General features: G+C 69.3%; 15 protein-coding genes. 12 read left to right on the top strand and 3 right to left on the bottom strand.

Features of this window, described 5'->3' with window-relative positions; genetic code table 11:
• Positions 1-22: 22 nt before the first annotated feature.
• Positions 23-1291, top strand: coding sequence for a DUF6542 domain-containing protein (locus SBI80_RS13115; protein ID WP_318975152.1), 1269 nt, complete (start codon positions 23-25; stop codon positions 1289-1291).
• A 16-nt stretch (positions 1292-1307) separates the two neighbouring features.
• Here SBI80_RS13115 and SBI80_RS13110 read toward each other — a convergent pair whose 3' ends face one another.
• Positions 1308-2321, bottom strand: coding sequence for a 4-hydroxy-3-methylbut-2-enyl diphosphate reductase (locus tag SBI80_RS13110; protein ID WP_318975150.1), 1014 nt, complete (start codon positions 2319-2321; stop codon positions 1308-1310).
• A gap of 54 nt (positions 2322-2375) precedes the next feature.
• Here SBI80_RS13110 and SBI80_RS13105 point away from each other — a divergent pair, with 54 nt between their 5' ends.
• The 10 genes from SBI80_RS13105 to SBI80_RS13060 all read left to right on the top strand — a co-directional run bounded on the left by SBI80_RS13105 (position 2376) and on the right by SBI80_RS13060 (position 12144).
• The gene (locus tag SBI80_RS13105; protein WP_318975149.1) at positions 2376-2954 is read left to right on the top strand and encodes a lipid droplet-associated protein; all 579 of its coding nucleotides are present in this window, start codon (positions 2376-2378) and stop codon (positions 2952-2954) included.
• Positions 2955-2985: 31 nt separating this feature from the next.
• Positions 2986-4224, top strand: a complete 1239-nt coding sequence (xseA, locus tag SBI80_RS13100) for an exodeoxyribonuclease VII large subunit (RefSeq protein ID WP_318975148.1) — start codon at positions 2986-2988, stop codon at positions 4222-4224.
• Entirely contained in the window at positions 4211-4423 is a 213-nt protein-coding gene (locus SBI80_RS13095) for an exodeoxyribonuclease VII small subunit (RefSeq protein WP_318975147.1), read from the top strand. Before xseA ends, SBI80_RS13095 begins: the two co-directional genes overlap by 14 nt.
• Positions 4424-4485: 62 nt before the next feature.
• A complete protein-coding gene (locus SBI80_RS13090) occupies positions 4486-5568 on the top strand; it encodes a 3-beta-hydroxysteroid dehydrogenase (RefSeq protein WP_318975146.1) in 1083 nt (360 codons plus the stop codon).
• Positions 5569-5651: 83 nt separating this feature from the next.
• A complete protein-coding gene (locus SBI80_RS13085) occupies positions 5652-7196 on the top strand; it encodes an arylsulfatase (protein ID WP_318975145.1) in 1545 nt (514 codons plus the stop codon).
• A complete protein-coding gene (locus SBI80_RS13080; RefSeq protein ID WP_318975144.1) occupies positions 7193-8083 on the top strand; it encodes an HAD family hydrolase in 891 nt (296 codons plus the stop codon). Before SBI80_RS13085 ends, SBI80_RS13080 begins: the two co-directional genes overlap by 4 nt.
• A 45-nt stretch (positions 8084-8128) precedes the next feature.
• A complete protein-coding gene (locus SBI80_RS13075) occupies positions 8129-9061 on the top strand; it encodes a formylglycine-generating enzyme family protein (RefSeq protein ID WP_489685604.1) in 933 nt (310 codons plus the stop codon).
• Positions 9062-9098: 37 nt separating this feature from the next.
• On the top strand, positions 9099-10166 hold the full coding sequence (locus tag SBI80_RS13070) for an NAD-dependent epimerase/dehydratase family protein (RefSeq protein ID WP_318975143.1): 1068 nt from the start codon (positions 9099-9101) through the stop codon (positions 10164-10166).
• Positions 10163-10912, top strand: a complete 750-nt coding sequence (locus SBI80_RS13065) for an SDR family NAD(P)-dependent oxidoreductase (RefSeq protein ID WP_318975141.1) — start codon at positions 10163-10165, stop codon at positions 10910-10912. The genes SBI80_RS13070 and SBI80_RS13065 overlap by 4 nt, the downstream gene beginning before the upstream one ends.
• A 47-nt stretch (positions 10913-10959) precedes the next feature.
• Positions 10960-12144, top strand: coding sequence for an AI-2E family transporter (locus SBI80_RS13060; protein WP_318975261.1), 1185 nt, complete (start codon positions 10960-10962; stop codon positions 12142-12144).
• On the opposite strand, the gene SBI80_RS13055 is transcribed toward SBI80_RS13060, so the two are convergent.
• On the bottom strand, positions 12141-12938 hold the full coding sequence (locus tag SBI80_RS13055; RefSeq protein ID WP_318975139.1) for a dienelactone hydrolase family protein: 798 nt from the start codon (positions 12936-12938) through the stop codon (positions 12141-12143). The genes SBI80_RS13060 and SBI80_RS13055 overlap by 4 nt on opposite strands.
• A gap of 8 nt (positions 12939-12946) precedes the next feature.
• Entirely contained in the window at positions 12947-13639 is a 693-nt protein-coding gene (locus tag SBI80_RS13050) for a DUF4245 domain-containing protein (RefSeq protein WP_413232707.1), read from the bottom strand.
• On the opposite strand from SBI80_RS13050, the gene glpX reads away from it, so the two are divergent.
• On the top strand, positions 13638-14666 hold the full coding sequence (glpX, locus tag SBI80_RS13045) for a class II fructose-bisphosphatase (RefSeq protein ID WP_318975136.1): 1029 nt from the start codon (positions 13638-13640) through the stop codon (positions 14664-14666). The genes SBI80_RS13050 and glpX overlap by 2 nt on opposite strands.
• Positions 14667-14697 lie beyond the last annotated feature (31 nt).

The raw sequence follows: 14697 nt of genomic DNA, 5'->3' as shown, positions 1-14697 counted from the left end.
CCATTGCCGGTACGGTCGACGTGTGTCAGGACTGCGCGGACGGTCGGCGGTGGCCGCCGACCAACGATCGGCGCTGCCTCGCGTCCCCGGAATCCCCTGGTGGGCGGCTTCGATCGTGGCCATCACGCTCACCGCCATCGGCGTGGCCTTCGACGCGGGCAGCGGCAACGACGCACTCGGCGCGGTCTTCGCGGTGTGCTACGTCCTCGGCTGCCTCGGCGCCGTGCTCGCGGTGCGCCAATCCGGCTTGTTCACCGCGGTGATCCAGCCTCCGCTCATCCTCTTCGTCGCCGTCCCCTTCGCCTACTTCGTGTTCCACGGCAGCACCATCACCGGCATCAAGGACACCCTGATCAACTACGGGTATCCCCTGATCGAGCGCTTCCCGCTGATGTTCTTCACCTCGGCGACGGTGCTGGCGATCGGATTGGTCCGCTGGTACCTCGCCACGCTGACCGGACGCGCGATCCCGCGGGACGGCGCCGCGGACGCCTCCGACGAGTCGGGCGCCACCGACGAGGACGGGGCCGCACCGGCCGCCACCAGGGGGCGACGCAGCAGCCGCAGCTCGATCGCCCGCGCGGCGCGGGCGGCCGCCGCGGCGACGGCAGCAGCCGTCGCATCCTCCGATCCCGGGGACGACGACCCAGCGCCCCGGCCGCCCCGTCGGAGCACTCGCCCCGCCGCCGGTTCTTCGCGGGCGGCCGGCGCGGCACCGGGCACCGGCTCCCGGCGTTCGTCGCGGCACTCCCGGCCACCGGAGACCGAGATCATCGAACCCGTGGTGGACCGGCCGCGCCGGCGCAGCACGCCACCCGTCGACCCGACCGCCGAACCGCGGCGCCGCCCGCGCAGCGGCGAACCCCGCGACCGTGACCGGCCCGAGCGGACCTCACGCGAACCCCGCGACCGTGACCGGCCGGACCGGGCCTCACGCGAGCGCCGCGAACCGCGGGACCGACGTCCCCTGCCCCCGCTGGACCGCCGCAGCTCCGCGGACCGGCCGGAGCGGGATCGCTACGAACGCCCACAGCGCCGCGACCGCTCCGAGGCCTACGAGCGCACCGAACGCCCGGAACGGGTCGATCGCCCGGAACGGCCGAGGCGGCCCCGCGCTGCGGACTACGAGCCCTACGAACCGCCCGCGACGCGGGTCAACGGATCCGGCGGCACCCACCACCCGATCTCACGAGTGCGCTACCGGGGGACCGACGACGGGGAGTCCCGCACCGAGCACCGCACCCGGCCACGCCAACCGCGGCATTCCGCGCCGGACTCCTGGGACGCCTGAGGACTGAGGCGTCCGGTTACTCGGACGGGGCGCCGCGCTTTGGGCGGATGGCCCGAGGCAGCGCGAACACCAGCGTCTCGTTGGCCGTCGTCACGGGCTGAACTGTCCCGTAGCCGTACTCGGCCAGACGATCCAGCACACCGCGCACCAACACCTCGGGCACCGACGCGCCGGAGGTCACGCCGACGGTCGTCACCCCGTCGAGCCACCCGGGATCGATGTCCTCGGCGTAGTCGACCAGGTAGGACGCATCCGCCCCGGCGCCGAGGGCGACCTCGACCAACCGCACCGAGTTCGACGAGTTACGCGAACCGACGACGATCACCAGCTCGCACTCCGGTGCCATCACCTTGACCGCGACCTGGCGGTTCTGGGTGGCGTAGCAGATGTCGTCGCTCGGCGGATCCTGCAGCTTGGGGAAGCGCTCGCGCAGCCGCTGCACGGTCTCCATGGTCTCGTCGACGCTCAGCGTGGTCTGCGAAAGCCAGATGACCTTGTTCTCGTCGCGCACGGTGACCTTGTCGACCGAATCGGGACCGTCGACCAGTTGCACGTGGTCGGGCGCCTCACCGGCGGTGCCGACGACCTCTTCATGGCCCTCGTGCCCGACGAGGAGGATGTCGTAGTCGTCCCGGGCGAAGCGCTTGGCCTCGTTGTGCACCTTGGTCACCAGCGGGCAGGTGGCGTCGATCGTGGTCAGGTTCCGCTCGGCGGCCTCGACGTGCACCGTCGGCGCCACCCCGTGCGCGGAGAACACCACGATGGAACCCTCGGGCACCTCGCTGGTCTCCTCGACGAAGACCGCCCCGGCCTTGGCCAGCGTCTCCACCACGTGAACGTTGTGCACGATCTCGTGGCGCACGTAGACCGGAGCCCCGTGCTTCTCCAGCGCCCGCTCGACGGTCTCGACGGCGCGGTCGACGCCCGCGCAGTACCCCCGCGGCTCGGCCAGCAACACCCGCTTGCCTTCGAACGGCGCGGCGACCGACAGGGTCGCGCCGGGCATACCCATGTTGATCGTCTGCGACATGACTCCAAGGGTACTTACCGACGGGCACGAACGACCAGCCGTACTCTGGCACGCATGGCTACTGCCCCCTATGGAGTCCGTCTGCTGGTCGGCGCCGCCGTCACCGCGCTGGAGGAAACCCGCAGACTGCCGCAGACCATCGTGATGTATCCGATGACCGTCGCCAGCCAGCTCGCGCAACTGGTGATGAAGGTGCAGCAGGACGTCGCCGACCTGGTGATCAGGGGTGACGAGACGCTGGATTCGCTGTTCCCGCCCAAGGACGAGCAGCCCGAGTGGGCGACGTTCGACGAGGACTTCGAGAGCGCCGACGCCGTCGATTCCGACGACGTGGTCGACGAGGTCCCCCGCAACGGCGAGCGCCTCACCGAGGGCCGGTTCGCGCTGTACAGCACCGGGGAGCCCGAGACCCGCGACGAGAAGCCCACGCCGGCATCGCCGTCGGCGGCCGCGCCGGCGATCGTCGAAGAGCTCGGCTACGAGTCGCTGACGCTGGCCCAGCTGAGGGCCCGGCTGCCGCAGTTGAAGGTGGCCGACCTCGAGGCGCTGCTGGCCTACGAGGAGACCACCAGGGCGCGCGCCCCGTTCCAGACGCTGCTGGCCAACAGGATCACCCGCGCGACCGCGAAATGACCTACTCCGTCGCCGCTGGGCTCGACCGGCTGTGACCGAGCCCGCCCAGGGCAAGTCGCCCGACAACCCGTGGCCGGTCCGCTCCGTCGCGATGATGGTCAAGGACTGGATCGACCGGCTCGGCACGGTGTGGGTAGAGGGCCAGATCGCCCAGCTCAACGTCCGGCCCAACTCCAGCACCGCCTACATCACGCTGCGGGATCCCGCCGCGGACATGTCGCTTCAGATCACCTGCCCGCGGGACCTGGTGTACAACGCGCCGGTCAAGCTGACCGAGGGCACCCAGGTGATCATGCACGGCCGGCCGACCTTCTTCGTCGGCCGAGGGTCGTTCTCCCTGCGCGTCAACCAGATTCGCGCCGTCGGCATCGGCGAGCTGCTGGCCCGCATCGACCGGCTGCGCAAACTCCTCGATGCCGAGGGATTGTTCGATCCGCGACTGAAGCGTCCGATTCCATTCCTGCCCAACACCATCGGCCTGATCACCGGCCGCGCCTCGGCCGCCGAGCGCGACGTCCTGTCGGTGGCCGAGGCCCGCTGGCCGGCCGTTCGATTCGCCGTTCGCAACACCGTCGTCCAGGGTCCGAGCGCAGTCGCCCAGATCGTGACGGCCCTGCGGGAGCTCGACGACGAACCGCACGTCGACGTCATCGTGCTGGCCCGCGGCGGCGGAAGCGTCGAAGACCTGCTGCCGTTCTCCGACGAGACGCTGTGCCGGGAGATCGCCAAGTGCACGACGCCCGTCGTCAGCGCGATCGGCCACGAGCCCGACAACCCGCTGTGCGATCTGGTCGCCGATCTGCGGGCGGCCACCCCCACCGACGCGGCCAAGCGGGTGGTGCCCGACGCCGTCGCCGAGCAGGCGCTGGTGACCGAGCTGCGCGAGCGCTGCGCCCGCGCGCTGCGCAACTGGGTGCACCGCGAACAGCACACCCTGAGCCATCTGCGCACCCGGCCCGTGCTGGCCCAACCGCTGGCGGGGCTCACCGCTCGGGCCGAGGAGATCGATCGGGCAAGGGCGACGGCGCGACGCGACGTCACGCGGCTAGTCGACGCCGAGACCAGGAGCATCGGGCACCTGTCGGCCCGCCTTGCCACCCTGGGCCCCGCCGCCACCCTGGCACGCGGGTACGCCGTGGTCCAGATCGCGTCGGGAGCCGGCACGGTGTTGCGGTCGACGGCCGACGCGCCTGCGGGAACCCGACTGCGGATCCGCGTCACCGACGGCGCCATCATGACGACGAGCGAGGGGATCGATGAAGCCCACTAGTCAAATGGGATACGAAGAATCCCGCGACGAACTCATCGAGGTGGTACGCCGGCTCGAGCAGGGCGGGCTCGACTTGGAGGCTTCGCTAATGCTCTGGGAAAGGGGCGAAGAGCTGGCCAAACGGTGCGAAGAGCACCTGGCCGGCGCCCGCCAGCGGGTCGAGCAGGCACTCGCCTCCCGGGACGACGACGACGCCTGAGGCTGCCCCCGCCGTGCCGCCGGGGATTCGAAACTGGAACACGTTTCAGTTACGCTCGCGTCATGGGCGACTCGACACTGCGTACCGACCTCGGCCGCGTGCTGGTGACCGGCGGCTCCGGATTCGTCGGCACCAACCTCGTCACCGAGCTCCTCGACCGCGGCCACGCGGTGCGCTCGTTCGACCGGGCGCCGTCCCCACTGGCTGCGCGTGACGGACTCGAGACCGTGGTCGGGGACATCACCGACCCGGCCGACGTCGCCGCGGTCGTCGCCGGCATCGACACCGTGATCCACACCGCGGCCGTCATCGACCTGATGGGTGGCGGGTCGGCCCCCGCCCGCGAGCGCAGCTTCGCTGTCAACGTCGGCGGCACCGAGAACCTGGTGCACGCCGCGCAGGCTGCCGGCGTCGAGCGGTTCGTCTACACCGCGTCCAACAGCGTCGTGATGGGTGGCCAGCGGATTGCCGGCGGTGACGAGACGCTGCCCTACACCACCCGGTTCGCCGACCTCTACACCGAGACCAAGGTGATCGCCGAGAAGTTCGTGCTGTCCCAGAACGGCGTGGAGGGCATGCTCACCTGCAGCATCCGGCCCAGCGGCATCTGGGGTCGCGGCGACCAGACCATGTTCCGCAAGCTGTTCCAGAGCGTGCTGGCCGGACACGTCAAGGTCCTGGTCGGCGGCAAGGACGTCAGACTCGACAACTCCTACGTGCACAACCTCATTCACGGTTTCATCCTCGCCGGCGAGCACTTGGTGCCGGGCGGTTCGGCACCAGGTCAGGCGTACTTCGTCAACGATAGCGAGCCGATCAACATGTTCGAGTTCTCCCGGCCGGTCATCGAGGCGTGTGGCCACACCTGGCCCAGGCTCCGGGTGTCGGGCCGCCTGGTGCACGCGGTGATGTCGGCGTGGCAGTGGCTGCACTTCCGGCTCGGCATCCCCGAGCCGCCGCTGGAACCCCTTGCGGTGGAACGGGTCTACCTCGACAACTACTTCTCCACCGCAAAGGCCGAGCGCGACCTCGGCTATCGGCCGCTGTTCACCACCGCCCAGGCCATGGCCGACTGTTTGCCCTACTACACCGCGCTGTACGCCACGATGAAGGACGCTTCCTCGCCGGTCCCCGCCCCGGCCTGAACGATTGGCGTATTTTGCGATGAGAGTCGCGCGACGGGCCTAGCGTCGAACCCGCACGGTTCCACGCTACGAGGGAGGCCCCCATGCCCGACGGCACACCAAACATCCTCGTCATCTGGGGCGATGACATCGGCATCAGCAATCTGAGCTGTTACAGCGACGGACTGATGGGCTACCGCACCCCGAATGTCGACCGCATCGCCACCGAGGGCATGCGGTTCACCGACTCCTACGGTGAGCAGAGCTGTACCGCGGGCCGGTCGTCCTTCATCACCGGGCAGAGCGTGTACCGCACCGGACTGAGCAAGGTCGGCATGCCTGGAGTCGACATGGGCCTGTCCGCCGACGACCCGACGATCGCCGAACTCCTCAAGCCGCTCGGATACGCCACCGGACAGTTCGGCAAGAATCACCTCGGCGACCTGAACAAGCATCTGCCGACCGCACACGGATTCGACGAGTTCTTCGGCAATCTCTACCACCTCAACGCCGAGGAGGAGCCAGAGAACCCCGACTACCCGACCGAGGACGAGGCACCGCTGCTACGCAGACGGCTACTCCCCCGCGGCGTCATCCACTCCTGGGCCACCACCGACGTCTCCGACGAGGTCGACGAGCGGTTCGGGCCGGTGGGCCGGCAACGCATCGAGGACACCGGGCCGCTGACCAGCAAGCGGATGGAGACGATCGACGACGAGACCACCGGGGCCTGCGTCGACTTCATCAGGCGCCAGGTGGAATCGAACACCCCGTTCTTCGTGTGGATGAACATGACGCACATGCACTTTCGCACCCACACCAAGCCCGAGAGCATCGGACAGGCTGGGCGATGGCAGTCGCCGTATCACGACACCATGATCGACCACGACCGCAACGTCGGTCAGCTGCTGGACTGCCTCGACCAGCTCGGCATCACCGAGGACACCGTCGTCGTGTACTCCACGGACAACGGCCCGCACGCCAACAGCTGGCCCGACGGGGCCACCACCCCGTTCCGCAGCGAGAAGAACACCGGCTGGGAGGGTGCGTTCCGGGTGCCGGAGATGGTCCGCTGGCCGGGCCGCATCCCAGCCGGGGTGGTATCCAACGAGATCGTCCAGCACCATGATTGGCTGCCCACGCTGCTTGCCGCAGCCGGTGAGCCGGACATCGTCGCCAAGCTCCGACGGGGCCACACGATCGGCGAGAAGACCTACCGCGTGCACGTCGACGGTTACGACCTGCTGCCGTACCTCACCGGTGCGGTCGATGAGTGCCCGCGCCGCGGGCTGATCTACTTCTCCGACGACTGCGACGTGCTCGGCATCAGATTCGACAATTGGAAGGTCGTGTTCCTCGAGCAGCGCTGCCAGGGGACGCTGCAGATCTGGTTCGAACCCTTCACCGAACTGCGGGCACCGAAGATCTTCAACCTGCGCACCGATCCCTTCGAACGGGCAGACGTCACGTCGAACACCTACTGGGACTGGGTCCTGGAACGGGTCTTCATCGTGCTCTACGCCAACGCCCTCGTCCTGCAGTTCCTCGAGACGTTCAAGGAGTTCCCACCCCGCGCCGAACCCGCGTCGTTCACGATCACCGCGGCGGTCGAGAAGATGAAGAAGGCCCTCGAATCGGCGGCCGGTTGAACCCGGCCGACCTCGCCTCCTGGCGCGACGGTCCCGTGAAGTCGGCGATCGTAGACTTCGTCGCCCGTGTGAAGAGCGATGTGCCGCAGGAGGAACGGGTGGCGGTCTTCGACAACGACGGCACCCTCTGGTGCGAGAAGCCGGCGTACGTCCAGCTGGACTTCCTGGTCCGCCGGTTGGCCGAACGAGCCGCCGCCGATCCGTCCCTGACGAAGGGACAGCCGTATCTGGCGGCGGCGACCGGTGACCTCGCCTGGTTCGGCAATGCCGTCACCAAGCACTACCAAGGCGACGACGCCGACCTGAGAGTACTTGCGGCCGCGGTGCTCTCGGCGAACACGGCGATCACCACCGAAGAGCACGCGGCGCGCGTGCAGTCGTTCTTCGCCGACGCCCGCCACCCCACCCTGGACCGGCCCTACACCGCCTGCGGGTACGCGCCGATGGTGGAGTTGCTGCGCTACCTCGAATCAGCGGGCTTCACCAACTACGTCGTCTCCGGCGGTGGTCGTGACTTCATGCGTCCGGTGACCGCCGCGATGTACGGCATCCCGCCGGAACGGGTGATCGGTAGCTCGGTGGGGTTGACCTTCTCCGACGGCGACCTCAAGACGACGGCGCAGCCGGAGTTCCTCAACGACGGTCCCGTCAAGCCGGTCCGCATCTGGGGACGCACGGGTCGCCGACCGATCTTCGCGGCAGGCAACTCCAACGGCGACATCGAAATGCTGGAGTACACCCGCGGTCTGCAGCTGCTGGTCCACCACGACGATGCCGACCGCGAATTCGCCTACGCTGCGGGAGCGGAACGGGCCCTCGCCCTCGCCGCCGGCCGCGGCTGGACCGTCGCCAGCATGCAGGACGATTGGACCCGGATCTTTGGCTGAGGACACCGTTCAGGTAGCGCTCGACGTCGCGAACGGCCCCGGTTCGTGACCGCCGACGCCACCTCGACGACGATGGACCTCGTCTGGATCCCGCCGCAGACGGCCACGCTGGGATCCGACGCGCACTACCCGGAGGAGGGACCGCGGCGGGAGGTCACCGTCGACGGCTTCTGGATGCAGCGCCATCAGGTCACCAACGCCGAGTTCGGCGCCTTCGTCGAGGACACCGGCTACGTGACCGTCGCCGAGATGCCACCGAACCCGGACGACTACCCCGGTGCGCCGCCGGAGAACCTGCAACCGGGTTCACTGGTCTTTCACCGCACCCCCGGCCCGGTCGACCTGCGACACCTCAGCCAGTGGTGGACCTGGACTCCGGGCGCTTGCTGGAACCACCCACGCGGACCGCGTTCGTCGCTGCGCGGGCGCGAACGGCACCCCGTGGTGCACGTCGCCTTCGCCGACGCGATGGCCTACGCCGACTGGGCCGGGCTGACGCTGCCGACCGAGGCGCAATGGGAGGTCGCCGCCCGCGGCGGCCTCGCCGGCATGACCTACACCTGGGGTGACGATCCCGAAGGACCCGGCCAGCGATTGGCCAACTACTGGCACGGTGAATTTCCGTACCTACCCGACACCGGGTACGGCACCACCGCACCGGTGGGCAGCTTCCCGGCCAACGGGTATGGGCTGCACGACATGGCCGGCAACGTCTGGGAGTGGACGACGGACTGGTGGTCCGAGGATCGTTCCGTCGAATCCTGCTGTGCGGCAGACACATACGACCCACATCAGCCCCAGTTCGGGATCGGCCGCAGGGTCGTCAAGGGTGGATCGTTCCTGTGTGCGGACGCCTACTGCCTGCGCTACCGTCCCGCCGCGCGGCGCCCGCAGATGGTCGACACCGGAATGAGCCACGTCGGTTTCCGCTGCATCAGCGATCCCAACGCTGGTGCATCGTCGACGGCTGGGCGATGATGCCTGCAACACGTTCCAGTTTCGACGAAGGAGTTGGATGACCGACGCCGTGCTCGTGACGGGCGCCTTCGGGCTGGTGGGGTCCTCCACCGTCAAGCGGCTCGCCGCCGACGGCCGCCGGGTGGTGGCCACCGACCTCGACACGCCGGGCAACCGCCGCGCCGCCGAGACGCTGCCCACCGGCGTCGACGTGCGCTACGCCGACCTCACCGATCCCGCTGCTACCGTCGAGTTGGTCGGCGCCGTCGAACCGGCCGCCATCGTCCACCTCGCCGCGATCATCCCCCCGTTCATCTACACCAGCAAGGCCCTGGCCGAGAAGGTCAACGTCGGTGCGACGGGACACCTGCTGGCCGCTGCCGAGGGGCAACCCCGGCCGCCGCGGTTCGTCCAGGCGTCCAGCATCGCGGTGTACGGCTCGCGCAACCCTCACACCCACTCCGACGTGCTCACCGCCGACACCCCGCTGCACCCCGCCGACGTCTACGGCGCCCACAAGGTGGCGGCCGAGCAGCTGGTGCGGGCGTCGACGCTGGAGTGGGTGATCCTGCGCCTCGGCGGCGTGCTGACCGTCGACCCGACCGCCTACATGAAGCTCGACAACCTCTACTTCGAGGGGTTGCTGCCCGTGGACGGCCGCATCCAGACCGTCGACGTGCGCGACGTCGCGCGGGCCTTCGCGGCCGCGACCACCGCCGACGTGGTGGGCCAGACCCTGCTCGTCGCAGGCGACGACACCCACCGGTTGATCCAGGGTGACGTCGCCCCCGCCATGGCGGCCGCGATGGGCCTCGTCGGAGGCTTGCCGGCCGGGCTCAAGGGTGACCCCAACGACGATGACGCCTGGTTCGCCACCGACTGGATGGACACCGCGACGGCGCAGAGAGTTCTTCGCCACCAACGGCATTCGTGGCCAGAGATGCTGATCGAGACCGCCAACAAGGCCGGCGCGAGGCGCCACTTACTGCGCGTGCTGGCGCCACTGACCAAGGCGATCTTCACCCGCCGCGCGGCCTACCACGGGCGCCCCGAGCCGTACGCCGACCCGTGGGGTGCGATCGCCGCCAAGTGGGGCGATCCCCGACCCGAGAGCACGTCGGCATGAGCACCGCGATCGTCGTCGGCGGCGCCTCGGGCATCGGCTGGGCGTCGGCCAGGGCGCTCGCCGACGCCGGCTACCGGGTGGTCATCGGCGACGTCAACCTCGAAGGCGCCAGGAACCGGGCCGCCGAACTCGGCGACCCGCACCGCGGCGAGTTCGTCGACGTCGCCGACGAGGACTCCGTCGCAACGCTATTCGCCGGGGCCGGGCCGGTGCAGGCCGTGGTGAGTTGCGCGGGCTTCTCCACCATCGGGCTCATCGTCGACCTGGCCGTCGACCAGTTCCGCTCGGTACTCGACGTGTGCCTGACCGGTGCCTTCGTCGTCGCCAAGTACGCGGGTCGCCACCTCGTCGACGGCGGGTCGCTGGTCTCCATCTCGTCACTCAACGCCCGCCAGCCCGCCGTCGGGATGAGCGCCTACTGCTCGGCCAAGGCGGGCCTGTCGATGCTGACGCAGGTGGCCGCGCTGGAGCTGGCCCCGCGCGGCATCCGGGTCAACGCCGTCGCACCGGGCTTCGTGCACACCCCGCTCACCGAGGCCGCGGCGCTGGTGCCCGGCGTCGTCGAGGAGTACGTCGAGAACACCCCGCTGGGCCGCGCCGGCACACCCGAGGACGTCGCGGAGGCCGTGCTCTACCTCACCAAGGCGGCGTGGCTCACCGGCGAGGTGCTCGACCTCAACGGCGGCGCCCACCTGAAGCGCTACCCCGACATCATCGGCCACGTGGCGAAACTGGCTCAGCCCTAGGCGCGATCGCAATGCTGGGCAGTTCCTGACAGGATCACTGCGTGCCCATGCCGACGGAGTTCACCACCTCGCAGAAGCGGGCCCTGGCCATCGCCACCGTGCTCGCGCTCGCCTTCGGCGCCTACTTCCTGCGCGGCTACTTCATCTTGATCGTGGTGGCGGTCGTGTCCGCCTATCTATTCAATCCGCTGTTCGACTGGTTCCAGAAGCGGTTCGGCAAGGGCGTCTCGGTCACCCTGACGCTGTTGAGCGCGCTGGGGGCGGTGATCGTCCCGCTCGGATTGCTGGTGCTGCTGGCGACCGCGCAGATCTCGGCGATGGTCCGCAGCATCTCGGCGTGGGTGTCGCGCACCGATCTGAACTCCCTCGGCGACAAGACTCTCGAGCTGATCAACGCAACGCTCGACAAGGTGCCATTCCTGCACGACGTCGACGTCACCCAGGACATGCTGCGCGAGCGGATGGCCACCCTCGGGCAGCACGCAGGCGAATGGGGCCTGGGGCTCTTGCAGGGCGCGGCCGGCGGGCTGGCCGGCGGGCTGACGGCCGCGGTGCTGTTCATCTACGTGTTCATCTCGCTGCTGAGCAACCGTGAACGGGTCCAGCTGCTGATCCACGAGCTCAACCCGCTCGGCGACGAGGTCACCGACCTCTACCTGGAGAAGATGGGCGCCATGGTGCGCGGCACCGTCTTCGGCCAGTTCGTCATCGCCCTGGCCCAGGGCGTGGCCGGGGCGGTGTCGATCTACCTCGCCGGCTTCCACCAGGGCTTCTTCATCTTCGCCATCCTGCTCACGGTGCTGTCGGTCATCCCGCTCGGTGGCGGCGTCGTCAGCATCCCGTTCGGCATCGGAATGATCCTGTTCGGCAACGTCTTCGGTGGCATCTTCGTCATCGCCTGGCACCTGATCGTCGTCACCAACATCGACAACGTGCTCCGCCCGATCCTGGTCCCCCGCGCTGCGCGACTGGATTCCGCGCTGATGCTGCTGGCCGTGTTCGCGGGCATCACCATGTTCGGCTTCCTCGGCATCGTCATCGGCCCCGTGCTGATGATCGTCATCGTCACCACGGTCGGGGTGTACCTCTGGGTGTTCAAGGGGCTGCCGCTGGACGACCCCGACGAGCAGCCCAAGCAGCAAGGGCGCATCGGCGCACTGGTGGCCAAGGTGCGCGCGGACCGGCGCGCGGCCAAGCCCGAACGGCCGCAGGCAGCGTCGAAGGCCGGTTAGAACAGCCGCTCGGTGAGGAACGCGACGACCCGCTTGCGGGCCTCGTAGGACGGGTTGCCGTCGACCTCGCGCACCTGATCGGTGAGCACCGAGTGCGCCATCCGCCCGATCCCGTCGGGATTGCCCTTCGACGAATCGATCTCGATGACCTCGAAGGCATCGCCGAGCCGGGCCTTCAGCGTCTGGAAGCGCTCACCGGGGGCCATCGCGTCCTCGCTGAACCGCAACCCCATGGCGCACAGGCCCTCCTGCGCCGCGCGGCGCTCGATGACCTTCAGCTCACCCTCGGAGAGCCCGGGATCGCGGCGGTGCTTGGCGGTCAGCGGCAGCGGCACCGACGGCTGGCTCAGCACCGGTGCGAGCACGCTGTCGTCGACTGCCGCGGCGAGGGCGAACCCACCGGTGAAGCACTGCCCGATCACGCCGACGCCCTTGCCTGGCGTGGCGGCGTTCAGGTCGCGCGCCAGCGCGCGCAGGTACTTGGCGACGGGGCGGTCGGCGTTGGTCGTCAGTGCCGCGAACTCCTTGGTGACGCAGCCCTTCAGCAGGATGGGAACCGTCGCAGGGCGGATCGCCGGCGCCCCCGGCGTGCCGAACAGTGACGGCGCCGCCACGGTGAAGCCGTTGTCCACCAGGTGATTTCCCAGCGCCAGCACACCCGGGTGCAGGCCGGGCATCTCGGGGATCAGAACGACCCCCGGCCCCTCCCCCTTGCGATAGACGTCGTGGGTGAAGCCCGCCGCGGTGAACGGTGCTGCGGTCCAGCCCGTCAGATCGGCTTCCGGTGCGGACATGGACGCTCCTAGCTGACGGGCAGCGGCGGCTGCGACTGGGTGGCCGCCGCCAGAATACGGTACTCGTCGGTACCCGCGGGTCCCGTCACCGCGATCTGGGCGGGACCCGTTGGGCCGGGCAGCCGGGTGGTCCACACCGGGCGCACGTCCTCCCCCGCCTCGTAGACGATCCACTGCACGCCGTCGACACTCTGCGTGCCCGTCGGAACCAGGTTCGGGTCGATCCACCGGATGAGGCTCGACTCGTCGGCGTCGCTTTGGGTCAGGCTGACGAACATTCCCGTCGGCGCGAGGAAGCCGGTGCGGGAGATCACCGCACGCGCCGGCCGGCCGGCGGCATCGGTGCGCCCGCCGTCGATGCTGGCCCGGGATCCCGAGTTGGGATGCCAGCCCTCGGGCAACCGCGGCATGCGGATCGGGATCTTGAGCGTCTGCGCGTCGGCGTTCATCGCCGCAGGCAGGTCGTAGTTCGGGATGGGCCCCTGACCTGGGCCGTTGGGTGCAAACGAGCACATCCCCAGCACGCCGGCCAGCACGATGCACACCACCACCAGCGGCGCCATCGACCAGAACATGTCCCGGCCGTCCTGCAACAGCCGGTTCTTCTGCGGCTTGGGCGCCGGAGCCGGCTGCGGTGTGGTCACCTGGCCAGTATCCCAGCTCCCAAACCCGGAACCACTAATGGGAGAATCTGCAGCCATGACGTCCTCGCGCCGGGAAGCCCCAGATCGCAACCTCGCCCTCGAGTTGGTACGGGTCACCGAGGCCGGGGCGATGGCCGCCGGCCGCTGGGTGGGCCGCGGCGACAAGGAGGGTGGCGACGGCGCCGCCGTCGACGCCATGCGCGAACTCGTCAACTCGGTGTCCATGCGCGGCATCGTCGTGATCGGCGAGGGCGAGAAGGACAACGCCCCGATGCTCTACAACGGCGAAGAGGTCGGCAACGGCGACGGCCCGGACTGCGACTTCGCCGTCGACCCGGTCGACGGCACCACGCTGATGAGCAAGGGCATGCCGAACGCCATCTCCGTGCTGGCGGTCGCCGAACGCGGTGCGATGTTCGACCCGTCGGCAGTGTTCTACATGAACAAGATCGCCGTCGGCCCCGACGCCGTCGACGTCATCGACATCACCGCGCCCATCGGCGAGAACATCCGCCGCGTCGCCAAGGTCCGCAAGTCGACCGTCGCCGACATCACGGTATGCGTGCTGGACCGGCCCCGGCACGCCAAGCTGATCGAGGAGGTCCGCGAGGCGGGCGCGCGCATCCGGCTCATCTCCGACGGCGACGTCGCCGGCGCGATCTCGGCGTGCCGCCCCGAATCCGGCACCGACATCCTCGCCGGCATCGGCGGCACGCCCGAGGGCATCATCACCGCCGCGGCCATCCGCTGCATGGGCGGCGCGATCCAGGCCGTCCTCGCCCCGACCGACGACGCCGAACGCCAGAAGGCCATCGACGCGGGCCACGACCTGGACCGCGTGCTGCACACCGAGGATCTGGTGTCAGGCGAGAACGTCTTCTTCTCGGCCACCGGTGTCACCGACGGCGACCTGCTCAAGGGCGTGCGCTACTTCGGCGGCGGGTGCACCACGCAGTCGATCGTGATGCGGTCGAAGTCCGGCACGGTCCGCATGATCGAGGCCTACCACCGGCTCTCCAAGCTCAACGAGTACTCGGCGGTCGACTTCACCGGTGACGTCAGCGCCGCCTACCCACTGCCGTAAGACCCTCCTCCTTCCCACACACCAGAGAGAC

This window comes from Mycolicibacterium sichuanense, assembly GCF_033741125.1.
Lineage (GTDB): Bacteria > Actinomycetota > Actinomycetes > Mycobacteriales > Mycobacteriaceae > Mycobacterium.
The sequence above is the reverse complement of the archived record's forward strand: the minus strand, read 5'-3'. Positions and strand labels throughout refer to the sequence as shown.

Bases quoted from the DNA above. Each gene is read 5' to 3' on its own strand.
- SBI80_RS13110 (WP_318975150.1), bottom strand. From the start codon at position 2,321: ATGTCGCAGACGATCAACATGGGTATGCCCGGCGCGACCCTGTCGGTC.
- SBI80_RS13105 (WP_318975149.1), top strand. From the start codon at position 2,376: ATGGCTACTGCCCCCTATGGAGTCCGTCTGCTGGTCGGCGCCGCCGTC.
- SBI80_RS13095 (WP_318975147.1), top strand. From the start codon at position 4,211: ATGAAGCCCACTAGTCAAATGGGATACGAAGAATCCCGCGACGAACTC.
- SBI80_RS13090 (WP_318975146.1), top strand. From the start codon at position 4,486: ATGGGCGACTCGACACTGCGTACCGACCTCGGCCGCGTGCTGGTGACC.
- SBI80_RS13085 (WP_318975145.1), top strand. From the start codon at position 5,652: ATGCCCGACGGCACACCAAACATCCTCGTCATCTGGGGCGATGACATC.
- SBI80_RS13070 (WP_318975143.1), top strand. From the start codon at position 9,099: ATGACCGACGCCGTGCTCGTGACGGGCGCCTTCGGGCTGGTGGGGTCC.
- SBI80_RS13065 (WP_318975141.1), top strand. From the start codon at position 10,163: ATGAGCACCGCGATCGTCGTCGGCGGCGCCTCGGGCATCGGCTGGGCG.
- SBI80_RS13060 (WP_318975261.1), top strand. From the start codon at position 10,960: ATGCCGACGGAGTTCACCACCTCGCAGAAGCGGGCCCTGGCCATCGCC.
- SBI80_RS13055 (WP_318975139.1), bottom strand. From the start codon at position 12,938: ATGTCCGCACCGGAAGCCGATCTGACGGGCTGGACCGCAGCACCGTTC.
- glpX (WP_318975136.1), top strand. From the start codon at position 13,638: ATGACGTCCTCGCGCCGGGAAGCCCCAGATCGCAACCTCGCCCTCGAG.
- SBI80_RS13050 (WP_413232707.1), bottom strand. From the start codon at position 13,639: ATGGCTGCAGATTCTCCCATTAGTGGTTCCGGGTTTGGGAGCTGGGAT.